15 protein-coding genes and 2 pseudogenes are annotated in these 18,509 nt (G+C 64.8%); 9 read left to right on the top strand and 8 right to left on the bottom strand.

Annotated features, from left to right (window positions below; all coding sequences use genetic code 11):
• Positions 1 to 37 precede the first annotated feature (37 nt).
• From G6N38_RS09110 to G6N38_RS09095, 5 genes and pseudogenes are all read left to right on the top strand, one after another.
• Complete coding sequence (locus G6N38_RS09110) at positions 38 to 1,288, top strand: cytochrome P450 (RefSeq protein WP_163747232.1); 1,251 nt, start codon at positions 38 to 40, stop codon at positions 1,286 to 1,288.
• 93 nt (positions 1,289 to 1,381) lie between these two features.
• Complete coding sequence (locus tag G6N38_RS30655; RefSeq protein WP_246227808.1) at positions 1,382 to 1,654, top strand: hypothetical protein; 273 nt, start codon at positions 1,382 to 1,384, stop codon at positions 1,652 to 1,654.
• A complete protein-coding gene (locus G6N38_RS09105; protein WP_246227980.1) occupies positions 1,651 to 2,553 on the top strand; it encodes a LysR family transcriptional regulator ArgP in 903 nt (300 codons plus the stop codon). Before G6N38_RS30655 ends, G6N38_RS09105 begins: the two co-directional genes overlap by 4 nt.
• A 268-nt stretch (positions 2,554 to 2,821) precedes the next feature.
• Positions 2,822 to 3,571, top strand: a pseudogene (locus G6N38_RS09100) (L,D-transpeptidase); the annotation flags it as partial.
• A 93-nt stretch (positions 3,572 to 3,664) separates the two neighbouring features.
• Entirely contained in the window at positions 3,665 to 5,131 is a 1,467-nt protein-coding gene (locus tag G6N38_RS09095) for a peptide MFS transporter (protein ID WP_163747230.1), read from the top strand.
• 12 nt (positions 5,132 to 5,143) lie between these two features.
• On the opposite strand, the gene G6N38_RS09090 is transcribed toward G6N38_RS09095, so the two are convergent.
• Complete coding sequence (locus tag G6N38_RS09090; RefSeq protein ID WP_163747229.1) at positions 5,144 to 5,902, bottom strand: DeoR/GlpR family DNA-binding transcription regulator; 759 nt, start codon at positions 5,900 to 5,902, stop codon at positions 5,144 to 5,146.
• A 21-nt stretch (positions 5,903 to 5,923) separates the two neighbouring features.
• Entirely contained in the window at positions 5,924 to 7,915 is a 1,992-nt protein-coding gene (locus tag G6N38_RS09085; RefSeq protein ID WP_163747228.1) for a PTS mannitol transporter subunit IICBA, read from the bottom strand.
• A 154-nt stretch (positions 7,916 to 8,069) separates the two neighbouring features.
• On the opposite strand from G6N38_RS09085, the gene G6N38_RS09080 reads away from it, so the two are divergent.
• A complete protein-coding gene (locus G6N38_RS09080) occupies positions 8,070 to 9,128 on the top strand; it encodes a zinc-dependent dehydrogenase (RefSeq protein WP_163747227.1) in 1,059 nt (352 codons plus the stop codon).
• Positions 9,129 to 9,190: 62 nt separating this feature from the next.
• Here G6N38_RS09080 and G6N38_RS09075 read toward each other — a convergent pair whose 3' ends face one another.
• The 3 genes and pseudogenes from G6N38_RS09075 to G6N38_RS09065 form a co-directional block, all read right to left on the bottom strand.
• On the bottom strand, positions 9,191 to 10,636 hold the full coding sequence (locus G6N38_RS09075) for an aldehyde dehydrogenase family protein (RefSeq protein ID WP_163747226.1): 1,446 nt from the start codon (positions 10,634 to 10,636) through the stop codon (positions 9,191 to 9,193).
• Position 10,637: 1 nt separating this feature from the next.
• A pseudogene (locus G6N38_RS09070) lies at positions 10,638 to 11,839 on the bottom strand (acyl-CoA dehydrogenase family protein).
• A 3-nt stretch (positions 11,840 to 11,842) separates the two neighbouring features.
• Positions 11,843 to 13,186: an NAD-dependent succinate-semialdehyde dehydrogenase gene (locus G6N38_RS09065; protein WP_163747225.1), complete on the bottom strand. Its 1,344-nt coding sequence runs from the start codon at positions 13,184 to 13,186 to the stop codon at positions 11,843 to 11,845.
• Between the two features lie 111 nt (positions 13,187 to 13,297).
• Between G6N38_RS09065 and G6N38_RS09060 the strand changes: the two genes are divergently transcribed.
• Both G6N38_RS09060 and G6N38_RS09055 read left to right on the top strand, forming a co-directional pair.
• Positions 13,298 to 13,906: a helix-turn-helix domain-containing protein gene (locus G6N38_RS09060; RefSeq protein ID WP_163747224.1), complete on the top strand. Its 609-nt coding sequence runs from the start codon at positions 13,298 to 13,300 to the stop codon at positions 13,904 to 13,906.
• A 45-nt stretch (positions 13,907 to 13,951) separates the two neighbouring features.
• Positions 13,952 to 14,200 (top strand): hypothetical protein, encoded by a 249-nt coding sequence (locus G6N38_RS09055; protein ID WP_163747223.1) that lies wholly within the window; start codon positions 13,952 to 13,954, stop codon positions 14,198 to 14,200.
• Here G6N38_RS09055 and mhpA read toward each other — a convergent pair.
• Positions 14,144 to 15,694 carry a bifunctional 3-(3-hydroxy-phenyl)propionate/3-hydroxycinnamic acid hydroxylase MhpA gene (gene mhpA, locus G6N38_RS09050; protein ID WP_163747222.1) on the bottom strand — a complete coding sequence of 517 codons (1,551 nt, stop codon included), beginning with the start codon at positions 15,692 to 15,694 and terminating at the stop codon, positions 14,144 to 14,146. The two genes, G6N38_RS09055 and mhpA, sit on opposite strands and share 57 nt — an antisense overlap.
• 178 nt (positions 15,695 to 15,872) lie before the next feature.
• Between mhpA and G6N38_RS09045 the strand changes: the two genes are divergently transcribed.
• Positions 15,873 to 16,457 carry a TetR/AcrR family transcriptional regulator gene (locus tag G6N38_RS09045; protein ID WP_163751890.1) on the top strand — a complete coding sequence of 195 codons (585 nt, stop codon included), beginning with the start codon at positions 15,873 to 15,875 and terminating at the stop codon, positions 16,455 to 16,457.
• Here G6N38_RS09045 and G6N38_RS09040 read toward each other — a convergent pair.
• Both G6N38_RS09040 and G6N38_RS09035 read right to left on the bottom strand, forming a co-directional pair.
• Positions 16,448 to 17,386, bottom strand: coding sequence for a fumarylacetoacetate hydrolase family protein (locus G6N38_RS09040; RefSeq protein WP_163747221.1), 939 nt, complete (start codon positions 17,384 to 17,386; stop codon positions 16,448 to 16,450). The genes G6N38_RS09045 and G6N38_RS09040 overlap by 10 nt on opposite strands.
• Positions 17,383 to 18,501, bottom strand: a complete 1,119-nt coding sequence (locus G6N38_RS09035) for a VOC family protein (RefSeq protein ID WP_163747220.1) — start codon at positions 18,499 to 18,501, stop codon at positions 17,383 to 17,385. Before G6N38_RS09035 ends, G6N38_RS09040 begins: the two co-directional genes overlap by 4 nt.
• Between the last annotated feature and the right edge of the window lie 8 nt (positions 18,502 to 18,509).

Raw genomic sequence — 18,509 nt, 5'->3', positions numbered from 1 at the left:
TAGAACGACTTCGTTCCAGATCTCAAGGAGTGCCCCGATGACCGCACGCATCATGGACGACGCGGCCCGCGTTCTGGCTGTCCCGCAGTCGTATGCCGACGAGGCCCGGCTGCACGCGGCGCTGGCCCACTTGCGCGCGCACGCGCCGGTGTCGTGGGTTGATGTCGGGGGTTATCGGCCGTTCTGGGCGATCACCAAACACGCCGATGTCATGGACATCGAGCGGCAGAACGATCTGTTCACCAACGATCCCCGGCCGATGCTCGTGGCGACGGTGCTCGACGAGAAGTTGCGCGCGGATCGTGAAGCCGGGATCGGATTGAGCACGCTGATCCACATGGACGATCCGCACCACCGCGACATGCGCAAGATCGGTGCGGACTGGTTTCGCCCGAAAGCCATGCGCGCCTTGAAGGCACGCTGCGATGAGTTGGCCAAGATGTACGTCGACCAGATGGTCGAGCGCGGCCCCGAACTGGACTTCTCCCAAGAGATCGCGGTCAACTATCCGCTATACGTCATCCTGAGTTTGTTGGGCCTGCCGGAATCCGACTTCCCCCGGATGCTCAAGCTCACCCAGGAACTGTTCGGCGGCGACGACATCGAGTTGCAGCGCAGTCAATCCAGTGACGCGATGATCGCGGTGCTGTTGGATTTCTTCACCTACTTCGCGGCGTTGACCGCCTCGCGCCGCGAACACCCGACCGAGGACCTGACCTCGGCCATCGCCAACGCCACCATTGACGGCCAGCCACTGTCCGATATGGACACCGCCTCCTATTACGTGATCGTCGCCAGCGCAGGCCACGACACCACCAGCGCCGGAATCGCCGGCGGGCTCTTGGAATTGGTGCGTAACCCCGGCGAACTGCAGCGGCTGAAGAACGACCCCGGCCTGATGGGCACCGCGGTCGAAGAGATGATCCGCTGCACGACGCCGGTCAAGGAATTCATGCGCACCGCCCAAGCCGACACCGAAGTCCGCGGCGTCCCGATCGCCAAGGGCGAATCGGTTCTGCTGTCCTATGTTTCGGCCAACCGAGACGAAGACGTGTTCGATGATCCGATGCGTTTCGACGTGGGCCGCGACCCCAACAAACATCTGTCCTTCGGCTACGGCGTGCACTTCTGTCTGGGTGCTGCCCTGGCCCGCATGGAAATGCACAGCTTCTTCTCCGAACTCATCCCCCGCATCAACAGCATCGAACTGGCCGGCGAGCCCGAACTGACGGCCACCACCTTCGTCGGTGGGATCAAGCACCTGCCGATCCGCTACTCGCTGAAATAGTCCCGGCGCTCCCGCTCCGGCGAATACCCCACGGCACCCAGCGCCAACGGCGATAATGCCGATGAGCCGGTCTTAAGAGGGGAAGTACGGACGATGAAAAAGCTGGCAGCGGCGCTGTTGAGCGCTATGGCAATGGCTGCGGTGCCGGTGGCGATCGCACCGGCCGCACAAGCCGATGTGTGTGGTGACGTCGGAGGGCGTCACGTCGATGTAGGTGGATGCACCAACGTCGCCGGAGATGTTGCGGTGGCCGGCGCAGTGGCCGGCGCAGACGATGCCGCCGCGCAGGCGGCCTCTGGCCAGCCACCGTGCTACACGCCGCAAGGAGTGCCGTATTACACCCCAGGCGCGGACCCCTGCTACTGAGCGGCTCCGGTGAGGCTCGTCTGGATGCGGGCCAGCTCGCGGCTTTCGCCGCGATAGTCGAACTCGGCAGTTTCGAGGCGGCGGCCGAACAGTTACATGTGACGCCGTCAGCGGTGAGCCAGCGCATCAAGGCGTTGGAGAAATATGTGGGCCAGGTGCTCTTGGTCCGCGGAAAACCTTGTGTGCCAACCGCAGCCGGCAAGCCGTTGCTGCGGCTTGCCGCTCAGACCGCGATGCTCGAGGCGGAGGCTCTCGCCGAGATGGCCGGTGGCGGTCAGTTCGCCCCTCGGCCGCGGATTGCGATGGCGGTCAACGCCGATTCAATGGTGACGTGGTTTGTCAGTGTTCTCTCGGAGCTGGCTGACGTGGTGTTCGACATCCGCATCGAGGACCAGGACCATTCGGCCCGGCTGTTGCGCGAGGGTGTGGTGATGGGTGCGGTCACTACCGAGCGCACGCCGGTGCCGGGCTGCCGAGTGCACCCCCTTGGCGTGATGCGCTATCTGCCGGTAGCCAGCAGCGGCTACGTGAAACGTTATCTACCAAGTGGTTTCACCGCCGAGGCGGTGGCGCAAGCACCGTCGCTAGCCTGGAACCGCGACGATGCCCTACAGGATATGTTGGTGCGCAAAGTCTTTCGCCGAGTAATCGACCGGCCAGTCCATTATGTGCCGACTTCGGAGGGATTCGGTGCCGCGGTACGAGCCGGATTGGGTTGGGGAATGTACCCCGAACAATCGGCAGCCTCGGCCCTGGCCGACGGGTCCTTCGTCCAGGTCTACGATGTCCACCTGGACGTTCCGTTGTTCTGGCAGTGTTGGAAGCTCGAGAGCCCGCTCATGGCGACCCTGACCACCACCGTGCTGGCGGCAGCAGAAAGTCTGCGGTGGCATCGGTAGGCGCAGCCACAGGGAAGTCGCAGTCGAGGCGCGGGTTGCTGTTCCATCGATCCGGACGCAGATCACCACCACGCCGACATCGGCGACACCCGGCTAGGCCGGCTGGCCGTCTACGATCGATTGGTTGGGGCCGTCGACCGTGGAGTGGTGAATGAGCGTTGTGAGTCGCGGGGTACGGGTCCTGTTGTCGATGGTGGTCGCGCTGATCGCGCTGCAGGCTGGTCCGGCTATTGCCGCGCATGCCGATGATGTCCTGCCCAATGTTCGGTTCACCACGACCTCGGGTGCTGCGTTGCAGAACGGCGCGACCTACGGCATCGGCACGGTTATCGTCGCGCATTTCGACGGTCCGGTGGTGGACAAGGGGTTGGCCAACCAAGCGCTGCTGGTGGATACCGCACCGCCGGTCGACGGCGCCTGGCACTGGGTCGACGATCGGACCGCGCATTGGCGCCCACCGCAGTACTACGCCCCTGGCACCGTCGTCACCGTGACCCCAGGGCCGGGACCGCCGCTGACGTTCACCATCGGGGCCTCGCACGTGTCCATCGCCGACGACGCCACCAAGCAGGTGACCGTATTCGACGGCGGGAAGCTGGTGCGCACCATGCCCACATCGATGGGTCGTGGCGGCACCGAAAAGGTCGGCAACACCACACTGAGCTTCTGGACCCAACCGGGCGTCTATACCGTTCTGGACAAGAGCAATCCGGTGATCATGGACTCCTCGACCTACGGTCTGCCGATCAACTCCCACCTCGGTTATAAGGAGTCGATCAACTATGCGGTGCGCATCAGCACCGACGGTGTCTACCTCCACGAATTGGACGCGACGGTGTGGGCTCAGGGCAACACCGACACCAGCCACGGATGCCTGAACCTCAACCGGGACAACGCGACCTGGTTCTATAACTTCTCGGTGCCAGGCGACGTCGTCGAGGTGCGCAACACCGGAGGTAAACCGCTACAGCTGTGGCAGAACGGGGACTGGAGCGTGCCCTGGGACCAGTGGGCCTGATCGTTTCGGCGGGCAGGGGCGCAGCGACCCGGGGAAGGTGTTCGAACGTGTTGAACCGCTGAACCTCGGTTAACGATGTGGCATCGTACAGCCATGTCCGATGCCGCAGCGACCGAGAACGTGCCCACGAAAAAGGCCTTCTTCGGACATCCGGTCGGTCTGGCCAACCTCTTCGGTGTCGAGCTGTGGGAGCGGTTCTCGTTCTACGGGATGCTCACCATCCTCGGGTACTACCTCTACTACTCGCTCAGTGACGGTGGTCTGGCACTACCCAAGGCCACCGCGACCGGCATCGTCGGCGCATACGGCGGCCTGGTGTACCTGTCCACGGTCCTGGGTGGCTGGATCGCGGACCGAGTGCTGGGCATGGAGCGAACCGTGTTCTACGGCGGTGTGGTGGTGATGTGCGGCCACATCGCGCTGGCCGTGCTGCCCGGACTGTCGGGTGTCGCCGTCGGTCTGGTGCTCATCGCGCTGGGATCAGGTGCACTGAAAGCCAATGCGTCCTCGCTGTTGGGCACGCTCTACGACGAGGGCGATCCTCGGCGCGACGGCGGATTCACGCTGTTCTATCTCGGGATCAACCTCGGGTCGTTCGTCGGGCCTCTGATCACCGGACTCTTGCAGACCAAGGTGGGATTCCACTACGGCTTCGGTGCCGCCGCGGTCGGTATGGCGCTGGGCCTGACCCAGTATGTGGTGTTCCGGCGCAACCTCGGTGGCCACGGGCGTACGGTTCCGCATCCGTTGTCGCACCAAGAGTTCTGGCGCACTGCCGGCGTCGCGGTGGTGGTTCTGGCGGCCGCCGTACTCGCGTTCGTCTTCGGTCTGATCACGCTGGCCAACCTCTCCCAGGTGACCACGGGAGTCCTCATCGTCGCGTCCATCGGCTACTTCGCGGTGATGCTGGGCAGCCCCAGTGTCGAGCCGCTGGAACGGACCCGGGTGCGCGCGTTCATCCCGCTGTTCATCGCCAATGCCGTGTTCTGGTCGCTGTTTCAGCAGATCTTCACCGTGCTCGCGGTCTACTCCGATGACCGGATGAACTGGTCGATCTTCGGCTGGCGGGCACCGTCGAACTGGATTGGTTCGATTGAACCGGTGTGGATCATTCTGCTGTCACCGCTGTTTGCGGCGATGTGGACCAAACTCGGCCGGCGAGCGCCCACCACCCCGCGCAAGTTCGCCTACGGCGTCATCGGGATGGGCTTGGCGTTTCTGTTGTTCCTGCCGATGGCCGGGACGACGGGTCGCAGCGTGCCCGCCCTTTTCGTGGTGGCGATCATGGGTGTGTTCGCGATCTCCGAACTCATGTTGTCCCCGATCGGGCTATCGGTCACCACACAGTTGGCGCCCAACGCCTTTCGCGCTCAGATGATGGCGCTGTACTTCTTTTCCGTCGGCCTGGGCACGGCGATGTCGGGTGTGCTGTCCGGCTACTACAGTTCGGACCGCGAATTCGCCTACTTCGGGATTCTCGGGGTGATCGCCATCGTCGTCGGTGTGGTCGTGTGGGTGTTCGCGCCTCGCGTCAGCCGGCTGATGGAGGGTGTGCACTAAGGCTGCGGGTCCTCAGATCCGGACGACGGACGGCCCCAGTGCCTCGTAGCGGCGTGCTTCGGTGACGGAAAGCTCCGTGCCGGTCACGATCGAGTCGAAATCGGATACTTCGGCAAACCGGCAGAAACTGCTGACGCCGAACTTGGTGTGCGCAGCCACCAGAACGCGGCGGCGCGCGACCTTGACGGCGGTCTGTTTCACCGCGGCGACCGCAGGGTCGGGTGTAGTGAGGCCGTGGTCGGGTGAAATACCGTTCGTCCCAAGGTATGCGATGTCGATCACCAGGCTGCCCAGCATGTCGGTCGCCCAGTGGTCCACGGTGGCCAGCGTGCGCCCCCGCATCCGCCCGCCGAGCAGCAGGACCGTCGCGGACTCGCTGTGGGCCAGCGCCTCGGCGGCCAGCAGGGAGGAGGTGACCACCGTCAGCTCCTGGTTGGCCAGTCGTTCGGCGATCAGCCTCGGAGTGAATCCCTCGTCCAGGTATACGGTTTCGGCCCCATGTAGCAGGTCGGTGGCCGCGCCTGCGATCCGGTGCTTCTCGGCGAGATCCACCTGGCTGCGGTACTCGACCGTCGATTCGAAGGCTGCGGTCTCAAGCGGGATGGCGCCGCCGTGGACGCGTTTGAGCATTCTGCGACCGGCGAGAACTTTCAGGTCCCGGCGGATCGTCTCGGCCGCGACGTCGAGCTCTTCAGCCAGCGCGGCTACCTCGACCCGCCCCCTGGTGCGGGCGAGCTCGACGATGCGGCCTTGACGGGTGTCCGAATCCACCTGACCATTCTCACTTGTCTGTCACGCGTTGGAGCCGCCGAGCACCGATCGGATCTGCTCGGCGCTCGTGGCGTCCCGGAGCCGGGCCACCTCGTCCTTGTTGAGGAACACCCCGGCGATCTTCGTCAGCAGGGCCATGTGGTCCTTTCCGGCGCCGGCGATACCGACCACGAACTCGGCCGGCTTGCCGTTCCAGTCGATCGGCTCGGCATAGCGCACGAACGAGATTCCGGTGCGCCTGATGGAATCTTTGGCCTCGTTGGTGCCGTGCGGGATGGCCAGGCCATTGCCCATATATGTCGACACCGAGCCCTCCCGCTCGTGCATCGCGTGGACGTAGGACGGTTCGACGGCGCCACACGCCACGAGTAACCGGCCGGCCTCGCTGATCGCACCGTCTCGTGTGGTGGCCGTACCCGCGAGCACGATGGACTCAACCGCCAGCACGTCCTGAGGCGGCGCCTCGTCGGCCGGCTCCTCGACGCTTGGGGTGGCTGCAGCGCCGTTGCCGCCGTTGACCTCCCCGAGCAGTTCTACGATCTCGTCGTACTGTGGGGCGTTCATGAAGTTCTCCACCGAGATGTGCACCGCCGACGGCGTTCTCTGCTTCGCGCGGGCGGTCAGGTCCTGGTGCGTCACCACCAGTCCGTAGGTGTCGGTGAGGTTCGCGATCGATTGGTTGGTGACCTTGACATTGGCAAAGCCGGCGCCCTGCACCTTCTTTCGCAGTACCGAGGCGCCCATCGCCGAGGACCCCATGCCGGCATCACAGGCGAAGACGATGTTGCTGATCGGACCGCTGTTGGCCGATCCCACCAGCGCCGCCGACACGCTCGACTTCTTACCTTTGAGGGCCTCCATACCTGCGGTCGCGGCGGCCAGATCGCCGTCGTCTTCGGACTTATCCGTCTTCAACAGCAGGGCGGCCACTACGAATGAGACTGCAGCCGCGCCGATTACCGACAGCGTGACACCGAGGTAGCTGCCGGTGGCGGTCTGCGCGTAGACGGCGATGATCGACCCGGGTGCGGCAGGCGCACGCAAGCCCGATCCGAACAGCACATTGATGAAGACGCCCGTCATGCCGCCCAAGATCGTGGCGAGGATCAACTTGGGCTTCATCAGGACGTACGGGAAGTAGATCTCGTGGATGCCGCCGAAGAACTGGATGATTGCCGCACCGGGTGCCGATGCCTTTGCGGCACCTCGACCGAATGCCATGAACGCCAGCAGGATTCCCAGGCCGGGGCCGGGGTTGGCCTCCAGGAGGAACAGCACCGACTTACCGGTCGCCAGTGCCTGCGTAGTCCCCAGCGGAGTCAGCACCCCGTGGTTGATGGCGTTGTTGAGGAAGAGGACTTTGGCCGGCTCGATGAAGATCGATGTCAGCGGCAGCAGATCGTGGGCGACCAGGAAATCCACGACCTTGCCGGCGCCGTGGCTGAAGCTCGACACGATCGGACCGATTCCGAAAAAGCCAAAGGCGGCCAGGATGAGCCCGACGATGCCTGCGGAGAAGTTGTCGATGAGCATCTCGAAGCCGGGGCGGATCTTGCCGTCCCAGATGGCGTCGACCTTCTTGATCACCCAACCGCCGAGGGGCCCCATGATCATCGCGCCGAGGAACATCGGGATGTCGGTGCCGGCGATGACGCCCATGGTCGCGATTGCACCGACGACACCGCCGCGGATCCCGTACACCATCCGCCCGCCGGTGGCTCCGATCAGGATCGGTAGCAGGTAGGTGATCATCGGCGCGACGATGCCGCCGTCGGCGAAGTCACCCCAGCCGCCGATCTTGGCCACCCACCCGGCCGGGTCACGCAATCCCGGGAAGATCCCGGTCAGCCAGCCGGCCTTGATGAACAGTGCGGTGATCAGGCCCCAGGCGATGAACGCGCCGATATTGGGCATGACCATGTTCGACAGCGACGTGCCCAGTTTCTGAACGTGAACCCGTGCGCCGCTCCGCGGCGTCGTCTCGGTGGTGGACAACTCGAGGCCTCCGATCATGGGGTGATGCCGGTCACATCCGACGACCAGTAAACCCCATAATCGGGCAGTAGCGCAAGCAATCGGTCATAAACGGGCAGAAATGATTGTGGATTTATGCCCGGATTGTCGCTAGGGTTGTCTGGAACACAGGACTATCGGAAGGACGATCGCCATGAAAGCCCTGCGCTTCTACGCCCCCGAGGATGTCCGGCTGGAGGATGTTCCCGAGCCCACCTGTGGTGCTGACGAGGTCAAGATTCGGGTGCGCAACTGCTCGACGTGCGGCACCGACGTCAAGATCTTCTACAACGGGCACCAGAACCTCACCCCGCCGCGGACCATCGGGCACGAGATTGCCGGTGAGATCGTCGAGGTCGGTGCGGACGTCAACCAGGCCTACGGCAGCGATTGGCAGGCCGGCGACCGGGTGCAGGTGATCGCCGCGGTGCCGTGCGGGAAGTGTCACGAATGCCGCAAGGGCTGGATGGCGGTGTGCCAGAACCAGACCTCGGTGGGCTATCAGTACGACGGCGGGTTCGCCGAGTACATGATCGTGCCCAAGCAGGTGCTGGCCGTCGATGGGCTGAACCGCATCCCGGACAACGTCGGCTTCGACGAAGCGTCGGCCGCCGAGCCGTTCGCGTGTGCCATCAACGCCCAGGAACTGCTCGGGATCGAAGAGGGTGACACCGTCGTGGTTTTCGGCGCCGGCCCGATCGGGTGCATGCACATCCGGATCGCCCGCGGCGTGCACAAGTGCGGCCCGGTCTATCTGGTCGATGTCAACGACAGCCGACTCAAGATGTCAGCCGATGCCGTCGGCCCCGACGAGGTCATCAATGCCGCCGATGTCGACGTCGTCGACAAGGTCATGGAGCTCACCGGCGGCCGCGGCGCCGACGTGGTCATCACCGCGACGGCGGCCAACATCACCCAGGAGCAGGCGATCGCGATGGCCGCACGCAGCGGGCGGATTTCGTTCTTTGGTGGTCTTCCCAAGACCAACCCCACGATCACCTGCGATTCCAACGTCGTGCATTACCGGCAGTTGCACATCCACGGGGCCAACGGCTCGGCCCCTGAGCACAACAAGCGCGCGCTCGAGTACATCTCCACCGGGCAGGTTCCGGTCAAAGACCTGATCACGTGCCATATCTCGCTCGACAACGTGCTGGATGCCTTCGGCATCGTCAAAAGTGGTGAGGCCATCAAAGTCACTGTCGAGCCGTAGTTCAGGCGTTCAGTGAGCACCAGCGCAGAAAATTCGCGGGATCTTGCGCCCTCAACGCTCACTCAACGGAGATAGACCGTCGTGGTGTGGGTGAAAAACTCGCGCGCTGCGGTGCCCTGCTCTTTGGGGCCGAGTCCGCTCTTTTTCGCCCCGCCGAACGGCACGTGCGGGTCGGCGCCGGCCGATTCGGAGTTTATGTGCAGCACACCAACATCGATGTGCTCGACCGCGGCAAGCGCCCGCGTCAGGTCCTGGGTGAACACCGCGGCGGACAAGCCGAATTCGCTGTCGTTGGCCAGCGCGAACGCCTGGTCGGCGTCGGTGGCGCGTTTGACGGCGAGCACAGGGCCGAACAACTCCTCGGACCAGATGTCGGCAGGCCCTACCACTTCCACGATCGTGGGTGCGACAAAGAAGCCCTCGGCCCTAAGCCCCTTGAAGTAGGGCTCGCCGCCGGTCAGTACCTCGACGCCTTGGTTGATCGCTGACCCGATGCCCCCGTAGATGTTCCGCTGGGCCGCGCCGGTGATGACCGGACCCATCTGCGTCGCTTCGTCGGTCGGATCGCCGACGACCAGCGCCTCCACCCGTGCCGTGAGTTCTTCCAGGAATCGATCGGCAATCCGCTCGGTGACGATTAATCGTGAGGTGGCTGTGCATTTTTGGCCGGTGGAGCGGAAGGCCCCGAGTATGACTTGGTCCAGCGCTAGGTCGATGTCTGCGTCATCGAGGACGACGGCGGCGTTTTTTCCGCCCATTTCGGCCTGAGCTGGTACCCCGCGGGCTGCGGCCGCGGCGGCGATGCGCCGGCCGACCGTGGTGGAGCCGGTGAAGCTGATCGCGGCGACGTCGGGGTGGTCGGCCAGTGCCGCACCGACTGGCGAGTCGCCGATCACCAGGTTGAGCACTCCCGGGGGCAGGCCGGCATCGGTTAATGCTTCCGCGAGCCGGATTGCCAGTAGGGGAACGGTGCTGGCCGGTTTCCACACCACGGTGTTGCCGTATACCAGTGCGGGCGCGATTTTCCAGGCTGGGATGGCGATCGGGAAGTTGAACGGGGTGATGACGGCGACGACGCCAATCGGCTTGCGGGTCACCAGGATTTGTTCACCGGCGCGGGGGGAGGCGAAGATCTCGCCGCTCTGCCGGTCGCCCTCGTTGCCGTAATACCGCAGGATCTGGGCGGCCCGCCGGACCTCGCCGATACCCTCGGCTGTGGTCTTGCCTTCCTCGGTCGCCAGCTCCAAACCCCAGGACGGCGCATTGCGCTCGACTGCGTCGGCGGCAGCCAGCAGCACCGCACCGCGCTGATGTATGGGCGTGCCGGCCCAGCTCGTGAGTGCCTCACCCGCCGCGGCGACCGCGTGCGAGACATCGGCAACCGTCGCGCAATGTCCCTCGGCGACAACCACACGGGGACGCGCGGGGTTGACGCTGGTCACCATGTCGCCGGCGCCGTCGCGCCATTGCCCGGCGATCAAGTGCCGGAGTTCGTTCGGGCTGGTCATCTCAGCGGAACGCTGCTTGTCCGGTCAGGGCGCGTCCGATTGAGAGTAGGTGCATTTCGGAGGTGCCTTCGTAGGTGAGCACCGATTCGAGATTGTTGGCGTGTCGTAGCGGAGAGTATTCGAGGGTGATCCCGCTGCCGCCCAACAGGGTTCGGCACTGGCGGGCGATGGCCAGCGCCTCGCGGACATTGTTGAGTTTGCCCAGGCTGATCTGTTCGGGGCGGGCACCTTCGGCGTCTTTCATCCGGCCGAGGTGGACGGCCAGCAGCATGCCCTTGCCCAACTCCAGGGTCATGTTGGCCAGCTTCTCCTGCGTCAGCTGGAAACTCGACAGCGGCCGGTCGAAGACCTCACGCTCCCTGGTGTAGGCGATCGCGGTCTCCAGGCTGTCACGTGCGGCACCGAGTGCACCGAACACGATGCCGAACCGTGCCTCATTGAGGCAGGACAGTGGCGCACCCAGGCTGGTGGCTTCCGGTAGCTGCGCCGAGGCCGGCAGCCGGACATTGTCCAGTACCAGCTCGGAGGTCACCGAGGCGCGCAACGACAGCTTCTTGTGGATGACGTTGGCGGTGAAACCCGGGTGTCGGTCGGGACCAGAAAGCCGCTGATATCGCCGTCGCCGTCGCCTGTTCTAGCCCACACCGTGGCCACATCGGCGAGATTGCCGTTGGTGATCCACATCTTGGTGCCATCGAGGACCCAGTCGCGGCCGTCGCGGCGGGCGCGCGTGCGCATCCCGGCCGGGTTGGAGCCGAAGTCGGGTTCGGTCAGCCCGAAGCACCCGATTGCCTCGCCGGTGGCCAGCCGGGGCAGCCACTCGTTCTTCTGCTCCTCGGAGCCGTAACGGTAGATGGAGAACATCGACAGCGAGCCCTGCACCGACACGAAGCTGCGGAAACCGCTGTCACCGGCCTCGAGCTCCATACAGGCCAGCCCGTAGCTCACCGCGTTGGTACCCGCGCATCCATACCCCTGCAGGTGCATACCCAGCAAGCCCAGCGCACCGAACTCCCTACCGAGTTCTTTTGGCAGCGTGGCAGATTCGAACCAGTCCCCGACATTCGGGCGGAGCTTGGTATCGACGAACTTGCGCACAGTTGCCGCGATATCCCGTTCGTCGGCGTCAAGCAGACGATCGGTCGCAAACAGCTCCAGCGGGCTGTAAAGATCCTTCTGGACCGGCGCAGTAGCGGCGCTCATGGGTTATCCGATCCGGATCAGTTTCTTGTTGACGAACTCGTCGATGCCGAACCGGCCCAGCTCGCGGCCGAACCCGGAGCGTTTCACCCCGCCGAACGGCAGCTCGACCCCGTCGGCGCCGACGACGTTCACGAACACCATTCCGGCGTCGATCTTGTCGGCGACGCGCTTGGCCTGGTCCTCGTCGGTGGTGAACACATACGAGCCGAGCCCGAAGGGGATGTCGTTGGCCAGCTCCACGGCTTCGTCCTCGGAGTTCACCTTGAACACCATCGCCACCGGGCCGAACAGCTCCTCACGGTAGGTCGCCGAATCGGGGGTGACCCCGGTCAGCACACCTGGTGGGAAATAGGCGCCGTCGCGCTTGCCCTCGGAGACGAGGTTGGCGCCGTCGGCCACCGCGCGATCGATCTGCTCGCCCAGTCGCTGGGCTGCGCCCAGCGAGGACAGTGGGGCCAGTCCGTCGGCGGCCTCGACCACCTTCTTGGTGAACTTGTCGAGGAACTCGTCGTAGAGGTCGGCGGCGACGATGAAGCGCTTGGCCGCGTTGCAGGCCTGTCCGGTGTTCTCGAAGCGGCCCGCCATCGCCGCCTCGACGGTTGCGTCCAGGTCGTCGCTGGACAGAACGATGAACGGATCAGAACCGCCGAGCTCCAGCACGACCTTCTTCAGGTTGCGGCCGGCGATCTCAGCGACCGCGGCGCCAGCGCGCTCGGAGCCGGTCAGCGATACGCCCTGCACCCGTGGGTCGGCGATGGCGTCGGCGATCTGCTCGTTGGTCGCATAGACGTTGACGTAGGCGCCGGCGGGGTAGCCGGCGTCGTCGAAGATCTGCTGGATCGCGTCGGCGGATTCGGGGCACTGCGGGGCGTGCTTGAGCACGATCGTGTTGCCCAGCGTCAGGTTGGGGCCGGCGAACCGAGCGACCTGGTAGTAGGGGTAGTTCCACGGCATGATGCCCAGCAGGACGCCGACCGGGCCACGCTTAATGACCGCACTGCCGTCCCCGTCGAGCAGCTGGATTGGCTCGTCGGCGAGGAACTTCTCGGCGTTGTCGGCGTAGTACTCGTAGATCGCGGCGCTGAAGTCCACTTCGCCGATGGCCTGGTCGAGCGGCTTGCCCATCTCGCGATGGATGATCTCGGCGAGCTTCTCGCGGCGCTCGGTGTGCAGTGCGGCCACCCGCCGGATCAGGGCCACCCGGTCGGCCAGCGTCGACGTCTTCGACCATTCCCGGTACGCCTTGGCCGCCGCGGCCAGCGCCTGCTCGATCTGCTCGTCGGTCGCGGTCGGGTACTCCCGCACCACTTCACCGGATTTCGGGTCGACCACGGCGTACAGACTCATTATTCCGTCCTGATGGTTTAGTGGTGTAAAACTTATGAAAGTTATATACCGCTAAACTTTGGTGGCGCAAGGCCCGGTGGCCGATCGATCTGGTGAAGGGGAGGTGTCCCGATGTCGCAGGACGCGTCCACCAGTGTTCTGGCCGGTGTTGACGGCTGGATGAATCGACTCGGCCCGAAGCTCCGCGCGCTGCGCAAAGAACGGGAACTGACATTGGAGGCGGTCGCCGATCGCGCCGGGCTGACCAAGGGATTTCTGAGCCTGGTCGAACGCGGCCAGACCACGATCTCGGTGCCCAACCTTCTCAAGGTGTGCGAAATCCTCAGTGTGTCAGTGGGTTCCCTGTTCGACTACCCGGACTCGGCAGTCGTACGCGGCGGTGGCGGTGCGCCAGTGGAGATGGGCGGCAGCGGAATCCGCGAGTACCTGCTGACACCGGAGACCGAACGCAACCTTCAGGTGATGCGGTCGGTGTTGCGGCCCGGTGGCGGCACGGGTGGTGCCTACATATTGGAGTCCGAAACCATCTTCGTCTTCGTTCTTCGCGGGTGCCTGCGCCTCACCGTCGACGGCCAGGAATCGGTTCTCAAAACCGGCGACTGCTACACGTTCTCGGCGAAGGCCGTGCACTCCTGGGACAACCCGGGGCAGGACGAAAGCGAAGTTCTGTGGTCGATCGCGCCGCCAATACCGCGAAATTCCGGTCCGTATCGGCCGTGAACGTGCTGTACTGGCCTGACTGTATGTGCCGGGGAAGGTGTTCGGGTGGTCAAGAAGACAGCGGGAAAGCGCGCTGACAGCGACGAAGTGATCGCCGTCAGTCAACGCGTTCGGGTCTATGTCGACACCGACGACGAGGTACGCGGTGTCGTCGTTGAGGATTTCGGCGACTTGGCGGGCCATGCCGTCGATGTCGGTGATGTGCACATTTCGGATGCGGCCCGGCGCTGGGCGGTCCTACTGGATGCCGGCACGCTGGTTTTCGTTGACAGCCACCAGATAGCGCCCGAGTAGGCGTACGAGCCCCTCGACATCACGGCCGGCGCGCAACACGGTCCGATCAGGCCGGAGGATCGCCGCACCGGCATGTCCATTGCAAAGCCAGTCCGCTAGTTCGCTGCCGGGCTTCGCCACATGGACTGCGGCGCCGTATTGTTCGGCGACCTTAACCTCGGCGGCGTCGGGTGTCCGTATCGTCACGATGGCAAAGCCGTTGCCCAACAGGTCGTCGAGGCGCCCGCCAGCTGGATCCACGGCGTTGGGGCACATTGTCCCGCCCAGCCGACCCGCTAGCTGCGACCGGTGGACCAGTGCCGAGCGGTGTAGCGGTGGTGTCCGAGAATCGATCACCCGCTCCCGTAGTCCGGGCAACCGATAGATATGCGGAATGACATTGCGGCGCAACATATTGCCGAACCCACCGCCAGAGGTCATGGCTCGGCCGACCATCAATGCGAGTCCGATCATTTTGTGTGCGTGCGGCTTTCGCTCCTGCTCGTAGCTATCCAATGCGCCGGGGGTAAGCGTTCCGTCGATCACACCCGCCAGCTTCCAGGCCAGGTTCATCGCATCGCGTAGCCCCGCACCCATGCCCTGGCCCACGAACGGGGGCGTCAGGTGAGCGGCATCGCCGAGTAGGAAAGTGTTGGCCCGCCGCCAGCGGTCGGCGAGCTGGGCGCGGAAGGTGTACTCGGCGACCCGAATAAGCTCGAGTTCGCCGATACTCGTTGCCGCTGTCCATGGCGCGAGCAGCGGGGCGAGTGTTTCCAAAGTGTCGAAGTCGTCAGCACTCTCGCCGGGCCGCAACCGGAACTCCCACCGGTAGCGCGCATCGCCGATCTGCATGAAGGTGCCGGCCCGGTGCGGATCACACAGTTGGTGCACACCAGCCCACTGGCCCAGGTCCGTCGTCGTCGCCACATCGACCACCAGCCAGCGCTGTTCGAATCGCAAGTCGCGCATGGTCGATCCGATTCGTGCGCGGACCAGGCTGTTGGCCCCGTCGCAACCCAGCACGTAGTCGGTCTCGACGGCATGCTCGCGGCCGTCGGCACGGTCGGTATAGGTGATCCGGGCACGGCCGCCAGCGATCTGGGCGATATCGGTGACCTCGACGTTGCCCCGCAACGTGGCCAGTGGGTGGTGGGCGAGATTGGTGCGGAGCAGCGCCTCGAACTCCGGTTGGTCGAACATGTTGGCCTGCGGGTATCCGTGTGGTGCGCGCGCGGGATCCCGACTGAACTCGGCCAGCACCCGCATCTGAGGATCCAGCAGTCGCAGGCCCAGCGCGGGCCGGGAGATGGTGGCGAACTCCTCGGCGATCCCCAGCCGGTGCACGATGCGGAACACCTCGTCGTCCAGATGCACGGCGCGAGGTTGCGGATACACGTCGGCATAACGATCGAGTACGAGACTGCGCACGCCGTATTGGGCGAGCAGGGTGGCAGCGGTAATCCCGGTCGGCCCGGCGCCGACGATCACCACCGGAGGTGCATGAGTGCAGCTCATAGCGACCCTTTCCAAGTAACTGACGAAATCGTCACATACGCCGACACTTATGGTCAACCCTTAACTGAGGAAATCATCAGAAGTGAGAACCGGTAGTATCCGCCTAACACCTGACGTTGGGGGACCCGTGACCGAAGTGCCGATCAACCGGCTGGAGCGCCGCAAGCAGCGGACTCGGATGGCGTTGATCAAGGCCGCTCAGTCGATGATCGCCGCGGGCAGGCACAACGTGCCGGTTCTGGAGATCACCCAGGCCGCCGACGTCGGAATGGGGTCGTTCTACAACCACTTCGAGAGCAAAGAGGAGCTGTTCGAGGCCGCGGTGGGTGATGTGCTCGACCAGCACGGCGCCGTGTTGGATCAGCTCACGGCCGATATCGAGGACCCGGCTGCCGTGTTCGCGTGCAGTTTTCGGCTGTCTGGACGGTTCTTCCGGGAGCGCCCACAGGAGAGCCGGATCCTGTTGGATAACTGGGGGGCGCTGCTGTCCTCGGATCGTGGCCTGGCTCCGCGGGCCATGCGCGACATCAAGGCCGCCGTCGCCGCCGGGCGCTTCCATGTCGAGGATCCGGAGTTGACCCTTTCGGTGGCCGCCGGCGCGCTGCTGGGTCTGGGGTATCTGCTGCAGGTGCGTCCCGACCGGGATGCCGGTGCCACGGCCGACGCCGTCACCCAGGACGTCCTGCGGCTGTTCGGCATGTCGGCCCAGGATGCTCACGAAGTCTGCACATTGCCGTTGCCGGCCGTGACTTTTCAGGAGTAGGTCACCGTCATCCGCTGGGTGCCGAGGTCGATGGCACCGTCGTCGGTGCGCACCGTTGCCTCAATCACATCGCCATCGTGCAGGTACTTCGGGTTGGTGGCCTGGCGCTTGAAGAACGCCTTCCACTTGATCGCCGGCGGCAACAGCGAACCGATGATCTCGATGGGTTTCGGGGGTGCGCTGAGCGCCGTGCCCGCGGGTGTCCCGGTCAGGATCAGGTCGCCGGCCGCGAGATCCTGGAAACGGCATAGCGATTGGAGTGCCTCCAGCGGGCGGTAGAGCATGTCCCCGCCGACCAGGGTGTTCTGGCGTTCCTCGCCGTTGACGGTCAACCGCAGCCGCAGCTCGTCGAACCGGGTGAGCTCGCCGGCATCGATCAACACCAAGGCTGGTCCGACCGGGGTGAAGGTCGGATACGACTTGGCCTCGTAGAACTGGGTCTGTGGCAGCTGGATGTCGCGTGCCGACACGTCGTTGGTCACCACCAGGCCCGCGACGTAATCGCTGAGCGTTTCCGCGGAAACCGTTGTGCCGACTGGCATGTCACGGCCAATGACGAGCCCGATCTCCACCTCGTAGTCGAGGAACTTGACGTGTGCAGGCTTTCGCACCGGTGCGAACGGCCCGCTGATGGATGCCGACGATTTGCGGAAGAAGGTCAGCGGAACGGTCTTCGGGTCCATGCCGGAGTCGCGGACGTGCGAGGTGAAGTTCGTCATCTGGGCCACCACCCGGCACGGTGTGGTCACCGGTGAGCGCAGGTCGAGTTCTTTGATGTCGACAGTGTCGGTGCCGTGCGCGGCCGCATCGATGGCCGGGCGGTCGGCCAGCAGCTCTGCGGTAGTGCGCGCCGATGTGGCGATCCTGACGGCGCCTGCGGGGGCGGCAGCCCACCATGCGTCTGCGGTGCGGAGGATGGAAATGCTCATGAGGTGGCAACTTTCAGCAAGCCGATAAGGCGTTTGATGTCGAACTCGTTCTTCTCGCGCAGGCCGGTGATCATCGAGACCACCTCGTGGCGTGCGTGTTTGGGACTGGTCCCGAGGAAGTCCGCGGTGGCCGGCGGCCCCCACTGGGCGAGGCCGGACGCGGTGAACGGTGCCCAGCCCGGCTCAAGGGTGCTGTCGAACACGTCACCGTCGGCGTAGTGCTCGACGAGGAATCCGTCCGGGTCTCGCCAGTAGTCGAACAACTGGCTGCCCTGGATGTGTCTGCCGATGCCCCACGATCGGAAATAGCCCTGTGCGCCGAGATATTCGCCACCCGCGGCCAGCGCATCGAGATCGCCGACCTGATACGCCGAATGTACGTAGCGGTTCGCCGGGCCCAGTGCCAGGGCCAGCGTGTGGTGATCGGCGGGGACGGAACCGCGGTCACAGCGGATGAAGCTCATGGTGGGTCCGCGACCGCGCTGGCCCGGGAAGTAGAGGAAGTCGCTGACGATGAGCCCGAGGTTGTCGAGATACCAATTCAGCGCTTCGAGGTATTTCGTCGACTGCATGACGACATGGCCGAGTCGCTGGACAACCGCGGGCGCTCGCGGCGGCCGCTGGGTGGCGTTGACGCGGGTGGGTTGTCGGCCGACGTTGAAGACATGCGGGCGTTGGGCGGGCAGTTCGGGGAGTTCGTTCAATCCGGCCACGACCTTCACCGGGATACCGCCGGGATCGGTGAGCTGAACCGACAGCCCGCCGAGTGATTCCGGCAGGGCCTTTGCCCGGGCGCCGTTCGCCTCGGCGAGTGTGTGGACATCGACGTCGTCGTGGGCCTTGAACGCGATCCCGCAGAACCGGGTCTGCGCTCCCCGGCGGATGAGAACGCACGGGGCCCCGGCGTCTGCACCGCGTAACTGCAGTTCGTCGGCCGTGCGGGCGACCGGCTGAAAGCCGAATGCCTGCGCAAAGGTTTCGGCGGCGGCAAGGTCGGGCTTCTCGAACTCCAACCAGGCCAGGTCGAGGACCTTGATGACCGGGTTACGCGACCGGCCCGGATGTTCACCGCGCAGCGCGCCCTGGTCGCTGTGCACGTCAGCGCTATTGCCCACCGCAACCT

Source organism: Mycolicibacterium helvum (assembly GCF_010731895.1).
GTDB lineage: Bacteria > Actinomycetota > Actinomycetes > Mycobacteriales > Mycobacteriaceae > Mycobacterium > Mycobacterium helvum.
The sequence above is the reverse complement of the archived record's forward strand: the minus strand, read 5'-3'. Positions and strand labels throughout refer to the sequence as shown.

Coding starts and splice junctions, on each gene's coding strand:
- G6N38_RS09110 (WP_163747232.1), top strand. CDS start 38: ATGACCGCACGCATCATGGACGACGCGGCCCGCGTTCTGGCTGTCCCG.
- G6N38_RS30655 (WP_246227808.1), top strand. CDS start 1,382: ATGAAAAAGCTGGCAGCGGCGCTGTTGAGCGCTATGGCAATGGCTGCG.
- G6N38_RS09095 (WP_163747230.1), top strand. CDS start 3,665: ATGTCCGATGCCGCAGCGACCGAGAACGTGCCCACGAAAAAGGCCTTC.
- G6N38_RS09085 (WP_163747228.1), bottom strand. CDS start 7,915: ATGATCGGAGGCCTCGAGTTGTCCACCACCGAGACGACGCCGCGGAGC.
- G6N38_RS09080 (WP_163747227.1), top strand. CDS start 8,070: ATGAAAGCCCTGCGCTTCTACGCCCCCGAGGATGTCCGGCTGGAGGAT.
- G6N38_RS09075 (WP_163747226.1), bottom strand. CDS start 10,636: ATGACCAGCCCGAACGAACTCCGGCACTTGATCGCCGGGCAATGGCGC.
- G6N38_RS09065 (WP_163747225.1), bottom strand. CDS start 13,186: ATGAGTCTGTACGCCGTGGTCGACCCGAAATCCGGTGAAGTGGTGCGG.
- G6N38_RS09060 (WP_163747224.1), top strand. CDS start 13,298: ATGTCGCAGGACGCGTCCACCAGTGTTCTGGCCGGTGTTGACGGCTGG.
- mhpA (WP_163747222.1), bottom strand. CDS start 15,694: ATGAGCTGCACTCATGCACCTCCGGTGGTGATCGTCGGCGCCGGGCCG.
- G6N38_RS09045 (WP_163751890.1), top strand. CDS start 15,873: ATGGCGTTGATCAAGGCCGCTCAGTCGATGATCGCCGCGGGCAGGCAC.
- G6N38_RS09040 (WP_163747221.1), bottom strand. CDS start 17,386: ATGAGCATTTCCATCCTCCGCACCGCAGACGCATGGTGGGCTGCCGCC.